Below are 7,170 nucleotides of genomic sequence, written 5' to 3'. Positions count from 1 at the left end.
ACGATTGGAATTAAATCGATTCATCAATTTTTACAATACTGTCAAACCGCACAAAAGTTTGAACAACGCAACACCTTATGAGATACTTAGTCACTACTTTGAGTTAACCTAACTGTAAACAACGCGAGGATTTCTTACACGTTAGGATAAATTTCGTTGGTGGTTAGGCTTTCGGGCTCTAAAAACACTTGATGCGATGTTTTATCGGCAAAACGCATGATTTTATCTTCGATTGACGGGCAATAACGCGGCCCAACGCCATCAATTTCTCCACTGTACATCGGTGATTGATCGAGCCCTTTTCGAATAATATCATGCGTTTTTTCATTGGTATGGGTAATCCAACATGCAATTTGCCGCGGGTGATCGCTGGCACTCCCCATAAATGAAAACACAGGTCTTGGTGAATCACCTGGCTGCACTTGGCACTGTGTAAAATCAATGCTATTGGCGTCAATTCGTGGAGGCGTACCCGTCTTTAGTCGCCCGACAGTAAAAGGCAAATCGCGTAATGCACTGGATAATTCTAGCGAGGCGGCATCGCCTGCACGCCCCCCTTGATAATTGTTTAACCCCACATGGATGCGCCCGCCCAAGAACGTCCCAGCAGTCACAACGACTGTTTTTCCATGAAACGCAATGCCTTGCTGCGATGTCACACCGATAACGCGCTCGCCTGCTAACAATAAGCCTGCTGCCATCGACTGAAACAGGGTTAAATTCGGCAGCTCGCCAAGCATTTGACGAATCGCCATGCGATAAAGCTGCCTATCGGCTTGGGCACGCGTAGCACGAACCGCTGGACCTTTCCTTGAATTTAGCGTGCGAAATTGTATGCCTGCGCGGTCAGCGGCGCGCGCCATTAAGCCATCGAGCGCATCAATTTCTTTGACCAGATGACCTTTGCCAATGCCGCCAATCGCAGGGTTACAGCTCATCATGCCTAGGGTTTCGATATTTTGCGTCAATAGCAACGTACTGGCACCCATTCGTGCGGCGGCCGCCGCTGCTTCGGTGCCTGCGTGTCCGCCACCAACAACAATGACATCAAATGTTTGTGGATACTTCATCACCCATCAACTCCCGAAATAATACAAGAAAAAACAAACCATTGCATAAAAATAATTATTGACCTAACCGCGACAACAGAAAAGCACCCAGCATATTAAGCTGAGCCTGCGCAATCGTCAACCCAATTAACAAGACAATTGCCGAAAAATCCAATCCCCCCAAAGGCGGTATAATGCGTCTAATCGGGCGTAAAACGGGGGCGAAAATTTGGTCTAAAAAATAATTAGCTCTTGCAAACTCGCGCATCTGCAACCAAGACCCAATGACATAAAGGAAAATGCCGTACTTTAAAAATAGCATCCAATTTTTGCATAGCGTTAAGACCGAGCCAACGACCAAAACCATCACACTATCTGAATAAAAAAGAAAAAAAGCTAATAAAGTCAACACAATTGCAATAATAATCGCCGCCCAAGGCTTTACCGCATAAGGCAATTGCTTTTTGACAGGCAACACCAACGGGTTAGTCAGCTTGCGTATTGTGGCTGCTGGCTGCATAAAGGCATCGACTTTGCTCCACTCTAAGTGGAATCGCAATATCAAGGTAATTTGCACCACGGCTATTATTATCAGTAAAATTTGTTGTGTTGTCATCGATGTTAACCTGCTTGCTTTTATTGTTACAACTGCATAGTGCTTGGCATAGTACCTAGTATGCTATTTAGTATACTACTTCACCACCTATGGGGCTATTTTACCTTATCTCGTCATTTATCTGGTAAGAACTTGGTTAAATCGTGATTAATCCCGTGATTAACCCCGCGATTAATCCCGTCGTAATTAACCCCGTAGTTAATCGGTCTATTCCTTGGTCTATTTCGTATACGTTTCGCCAATCGCCAGTGCGCGGTCATAGCACGCCTGAATCGCCTCATCCACTATTGCCGATAGATTATTGCGTTTAAATGAATCAATGGCCTCTATGGTTGTCCCCCCCTTAGACGTCACTTGGTCAATTAACGACTGTAACCGCTCGGGGTTGCCATCTGATTGTTCTAAGCACAATTGGCTAGTCCCTAATGCAGTCTGTATTGCCAACGTCTCTGCGTCTTCGTAAGACAGCCCCAACGCCTCACCTTTCTTTGCAATACACTGAATAAAATAATAAAAATACGCAGGCCCTGAGCCTGAAATCGCATTGACATAATCAATACCTTGCTCCGTTTGTACCCATAGACACTGCCCGATACCTTGTAATAATGTCTTTGCCGTCTCTCTGTCATCGGCAGAACAGTTCTCCCCAGCAAACGCGCCTGTCATCCCCGCCTCAATCAGCGAAGGCGTATTCGGCATTAAACGCACTAACCGCAAGCGACTACCAATCAAGTCATAATAAAACGCCGCTGGAATACCAGCAATAACAGTAATAACCAGTTTTTCTTGTAATTTCTGCCGATCTATTTCATTTAATACCGCTTTTAGTACTTGTGGTTTAACGGCTAGGATAATTGTATCAGCGTCCAAACAAAGGCTATTGTCCTGCACGGCCTTCACACCAAATGAGGCCGTTAATTTCTCACTTGACGCGACGGTTTTCGTGCTGGCGATAATACGCGCTGGCGCTAGACCTTGGCGAATCAAACCCGCCATCATTGCCTGCGCCATGTTACCTGCACCGATAAACGCGTATTGATAAGCGCTATTTATTGCTTTATTTTCCATATGATACCCCTTTTGTTTGTTCGTTATGCCGCAGACCGCGCACCAAATATCGCCGTCCCCACCCGTACAATCGTTGCCCCGCAAGCAATCGCGCTCGCCATATCATCACTCATGCCCATCGATAAGGTATCGAGTGGGTATCCCTCAGACTGTAGCCAACCTAACAAGGCCTGCATTTGCTCAAACGTCGCGCGTTCTGCTTCGGGTGTTGTCTTGGGCGCAGGAATACACATCAACCCGCGTAACTGAATATTCGGCAACGCTGAAACCGCTTTTACCACAGTCAATATCGCTGCCTTATCAGGCAAAATACCTGCTTTGCTGGCTTCATTATCAATATTAATTTGCAAGCAAATTTGTAGTGCAGGCTGTCCTTCTGGTCTTTGTCCAGACAGCCGTTTTGCGGTTTTTATATCCGAGACGGTGTGTACCCAATCAAAATGCGCCGCGATTTTTTTGGTTTTATTCGATTGAATCGCACCGATATAATGCCAAACGATATTCGCATTTGAAATAATGGCTTGCTTATCGATGGCTTCTTGCAGATAGTTTTCGCCAAAATGGTACTGCCCCGCGGCAACTGCTTCGCGTATTCTTGCAACGGGCTGACACTTGCTGACCGCTAGCAGCAGTGGCCGTGTTTGGCTATTTTGCTCACTAATTTTTGCTATATCGGATTGTAGCTGTGCTAACCGTTCAGTAATCATTTAATTTATCTTTGTCTAATTATTTCATCTAGGATAGCAAAGTTAAACCGTTTAGCAAAATAGACCATGGAACTAGTCTATCGTTTAGACACTAAAACGAGACCATAAAACGGGGCAATAACTTAAGCCAATTTAACAAAATTTACATTTTGAGGTGAGATTTTTCTCTAAATAAAGTATTATATCCCTTAATTTAGACATATTGAATGAACAAACTAAAAGTAGGGATAGCACCATGAAACTAGAAGAGATATTAAAGTTTTCTTACCAGCAAGGTTCTTCTGACCTTCATATCAGCGCTGGGTTGCCGCCACTCATTCGCGTTGACGGCGATGTCCGTCGTATCAACGTTGATCCGTTAGACGACGAGCAAGTGCGTGATTTGATTTACACAATAATGAACGATGACCAAATTCGTGATTTCGAAGACACTTGGGAAGCGGATTTTGCCATCACGCTCAAAGGCATCGCGCGTTTTCGTGTCAACGTGTTTCAGCAAAACCGTGGATTAGCCGCTGTTTTTAGGACCATTCCTGATAAAATCCTAACCTTAGAGCAGCTTGGTTGCCCCGAAAGCTTTAAGGAACTAATTAACGTGACCAAAGGATTAATCGTTGTAACTGGTCCTACAGGCTCGGGTAAGTCAACCACGCTTGCGGCCATGATAAATCACCTCAACGAAACAAAAAACGAACACATTTTGACCATCGAAGACCCCATTGAATTTGTCCACGAGTCCAAAAAGTGTCTGATTAACCAACGCGAAGTCCACCGTGACACTAAGTCATTCTCTAATGCGCTACGCTCTGCGCTGCGTGAGGACCCTGATATCGTCCTAGTCGGTGAGATGCGTGACCTAGAGACTATCCGCCTGGCGTTAACCGCGGCAGAGACAGGACACTTAGTCTTTGGCACACTGCACACCAGCTCTGCCGCCAAAACCATTGACCGTATCATTGACGTATTCCCTGGATCAGAAAAAGAGCTAGTGCGCTCAATACTTTCTGAGTCTCTTCGTGCAGTTGTGGCACAATCGCTGCTTAAAAAAATCGGCGGCGGACGGACCGCTGCTTGGGAAATTATGGTCGGGACACCTGCGATCAGAAACCTCATTCGTGAAGACAAAGTCGCGCAAATGTACTCGGCAATACAAACTGGTCGTGGTTATGGCATGCAAACATTAGATCAACACCTAAAAGAACTAGTTCAAAAAGGGGTGGTTGATTATGAGGAAGCACGGCATAGAGCTGCTATCAAAGATAGTTTTTAAATTTTAGGAGAAAAAATGACACCGCAAGAAGCATCACAGCTGATTACCAAGCTGACCAAGCTGCTGCATAAGCAGAAAGGTTCAGACATTATTATCAACGCCAATGCCCACCCTGCACTAAAAATTGACGGTGCAGTACGGTATATAAAAGAAATAACTTTAAAATCAAATGACACAGAGACTATCGCAAAATCATTAATGACAGCAAGGCAATTTGAGCAGTTTATGAAGCACAGCGAATTGAATTTTTTGCTCGAATACCCTGGGCTTGCGCACCTGCGAACCAACGTCTTTAAACAACGTGGTGAAATCGGTCTAGTGATGCGTCTTATCTCAATTAAAATCCCCAGCATTGAAGACTTAAAAATCCCTTTACTGCTCAAAGAATACGCCTTACTAAATCGTGGGTTAGTGCTCTTCACTGGGGCTACGGGGGTTGGTAAATCGACCTCACTTGCCGCCATGATCGATTACCGCAATGAGACCCGTGCCGACCATATTATTACCGTAGAAGACCCTATCGAATTTGTTTACCAAAACAAAAAATCAATTATTACTCAGCGTGAAGTTGGTGTTGATACTGAATCTTATGCCGAAGCAATGAAATCAGCACTACGGCAAGCACCTGACGCAGTACTGGTCGGAGAAATCCGCGACCGAGACGTAATGGAGCAAGCCCTTGCTTTCGCTGAAACAGGTCATATGGTTTTCGCAACCGTGCACGCCACCTCAGCAAAAATAACCTTAGAAAGGATTGTAAATCAATTCCCTAGCGAACGTCGTGACCAAGTACTACTGGATTTATCAGAAAACCTGAAAGTTATTGTCACTCAAAGACTGCTGAACAAAGCACATGAAAAAGGGCGCATCCCCGCACTTGAAATCATGAGTATTACTCCGCACATAAAATTTCTAATTCGTGAAGGTCGATTTAATGAAATTGATGAGTCCATGGCAAGGGCCACGCTACGCGAAGGTGTTATCGCTTTTGATAGCTACCTTTTAGATTTGTACGAACAAGATGTAATTACCTACCAAGAAGCACTAAGATACGCTGAATCCCCACATAACTTCCGCATGCGCCTTCGTACAGAATCCAATCGCGAACTCCCCCCAGAGTTTCAAACTGAAGCACACGATGATTGGGATGTTGAAGAGAGTGTTAAAGAAAACTCTCATAAACAAACTTGGGGTAGCTTCAACAAATCAAGCACCTAAATCACCATGCGGCATACAGCATGTAATCGTTCAGCCTATTGGAGCGCCCAGCATTGAAAATCGGTGTTGTCACAGGGGGCGGGGACTGTCCGGGGCTAAATGCCGTTATCCGTGCAGTCACGCGGGCGGCGATTTACCAGCATGGTTGGACGGTTGTTGGTATTCCTGATGCCTTTGGTGGTCTGTTGTCTGATAACCCTTCGGTTATCCCACTCAACATGCATACCATCCGTGGGATTTTACCACAAGGTGGCACAATACTCGGCACCAGCAACCGCGCTGACCCATTCCGTTTCCCTATTGACGGCAAAGACGGCAATACCGACTACGCAGATAAAAGCCACTTACTCAAAGCGCGGCTAGACGAATACGGCATTGATGCCATTATTATGATTGGTGGCGATGGGACAATGCGAATTGCTAAGCGCTTAAAAGGCATGGGCATTGCGGTAGTTGGTGTCCCCAAAACCATTGACAACGACCTATACGCTACGGATATTACTTTCGGTCACGACAGTGCATGCAACATTGCCATGGAAGCCATTGATCGACTGCATACGACGGCATATTCACACCATCGCGTGATGATTTGCGAAGTGATGGGGCGCGATGCGGGCTGGCTGGCTTTACAATCGGGTGTGTCAGGTGGTGCGGATGTCATTTTATTGCCTGAAATCCCCTATCATGATGATTTTATTTTAGAAAGTCTTGCCATGCGGCAAAAACAGCAGCGCCAGTTTTCCATCATCGTTGTTGCTGAAGGGGCAAAAGCCATCGATGGTCAGCATAGCGTTGTAGGACAAGGCCACGACGCGCCACGCTACGGCGGCATTGCACACCAGTTAGAGCAAACGCTGGCACCGCATTTAAAGCAGGAAATTCGTGCTGTCGTCCTTGGACATTTGCAGCGCGGTGGCTCCCCAACACATTTTGATCGCGTGTTAGGCACCCGCTATGGTGAATTTGCGATACAGCAAGTAAATCAACAACAGTTTGGTACCATGGTTGCGTTGCGAGATGGCGAAATTATTGGCGTAACCTTAGAGGAAGCGACCAAAAAAATAAAGTGCATAACGCCCTCGACAAATCAGTTAGTCGCCACGGCCAGAAATTTAGGCATTCATTTTGGCGACCGCATTGACACATAATGTGCAGTCGTCATGACCGCATTAGCTAAAGTCAGTCGCAAATGTAGTCATAAATGCAATCACAGACGCCAGTACAAACCAGCATGGTAATACA

6 protein-coding genes and 2 pseudogenes are annotated in these 7,170 nt (G+C 45.7%); 4 read left to right on the top strand and 4 right to left on the bottom strand.

Annotated features, from left to right (window positions below; all coding sequences use genetic code 11):
* A pseudogene (locus tag GCU85_RS10475) lies at window positions 1–112 on the top strand (integrase core domain-containing protein); the annotation flags it as partial.
* Window positions 113–140: 28 nt separating this feature from the next.
* Here the strand turns inward: GCU85_RS10475 and GCU85_RS08435 are convergent.
* The 4 genes and pseudogenes from GCU85_RS08435 to GCU85_RS08420 all read right to left on the bottom strand — a co-directional run.
* A pseudogene (locus tag GCU85_RS08435) lies at window positions 141–1,070 on the bottom strand (FAD-dependent oxidoreductase); the annotation flags it as partial.
* A gap of 55 nt (window positions 1,071–1,125) precedes the next feature.
* Window positions 1,126–1,665, bottom strand: a complete 540-nt coding sequence (locus GCU85_RS08430) for a YggT family protein (RefSeq protein WP_152810739.1) — start codon at window positions 1,663–1,665, stop codon at window positions 1,126–1,128.
* 219 nt (window positions 1,666–1,884) lie between these two features.
* The gene (gene proC / locus GCU85_RS08425) at window positions 1,885–2,733 is read right to left on the bottom strand and encodes a pyrroline-5-carboxylate reductase (protein WP_152810738.1); all 849 of its coding nucleotides are present in this window, start codon (window positions 2,731–2,733) and stop codon (window positions 1,885–1,887) included.
* Window positions 2,734–2,756: 23 nt separating this feature from the next.
* Window positions 2,757–3,440, bottom strand: a complete 684-nt coding sequence (locus tag GCU85_RS08420; RefSeq protein ID WP_152810737.1) for a YggS family pyridoxal phosphate-dependent enzyme — start codon at window positions 3,438–3,440, stop codon at window positions 2,757–2,759.
* 235 nt (window positions 3,441–3,675) lie between these two features.
* On the opposite strand from GCU85_RS08420, the gene GCU85_RS08415 reads away from it, so the two are divergent.
* Genes GCU85_RS08415 through GCU85_RS08405 form a run of 3 tightly spaced genes read left to right on the top strand, consistent with a single transcriptional unit; the run spans window position 3,676 to window position 7,076 of the window.
* Window positions 3,676–4,710, top strand: a complete 1,035-nt coding sequence (locus tag GCU85_RS08415; RefSeq protein ID WP_152810736.1) for a type IV pilus twitching motility protein PilT — start codon at window positions 3,676–3,678, stop codon at window positions 4,708–4,710.
* 15 nt (window positions 4,711–4,725) lie between these two features.
* Window positions 4,726–5,928 (top strand): PilT/PilU family type 4a pilus ATPase, encoded by a 1,203-nt coding sequence (locus GCU85_RS08410; RefSeq protein WP_152810735.1) that lies wholly within the window; start codon window positions 4,726–4,728, stop codon window positions 5,926–5,928.
* Window positions 5,929–5,981: 53 nt separating this feature from the next.
* On the top strand, window positions 5,982–7,076 hold the full coding sequence (locus tag GCU85_RS08405; RefSeq protein WP_218110627.1) for a 6-phosphofructokinase: 1,095 nt from the start codon (window positions 5,982–5,984) through the stop codon (window positions 7,074–7,076).
* The last annotated feature ends 94 nt before the right edge of the window (window positions 7,077–7,170 follow it).

Origin of the sequence: Ostreibacterium oceani, from assembly GCF_009362845.1 — a bacterium.
GTDB classification, from domain to species: domain Bacteria; phylum Pseudomonadota; class Gammaproteobacteria; order Cardiobacteriales; family Ostreibacteriaceae; genus Ostreibacterium; species Ostreibacterium oceani.
The sequence above is the reverse complement of the archived record's forward strand: the minus strand, read 5'-3'. Positions and strand labels throughout refer to the sequence as shown.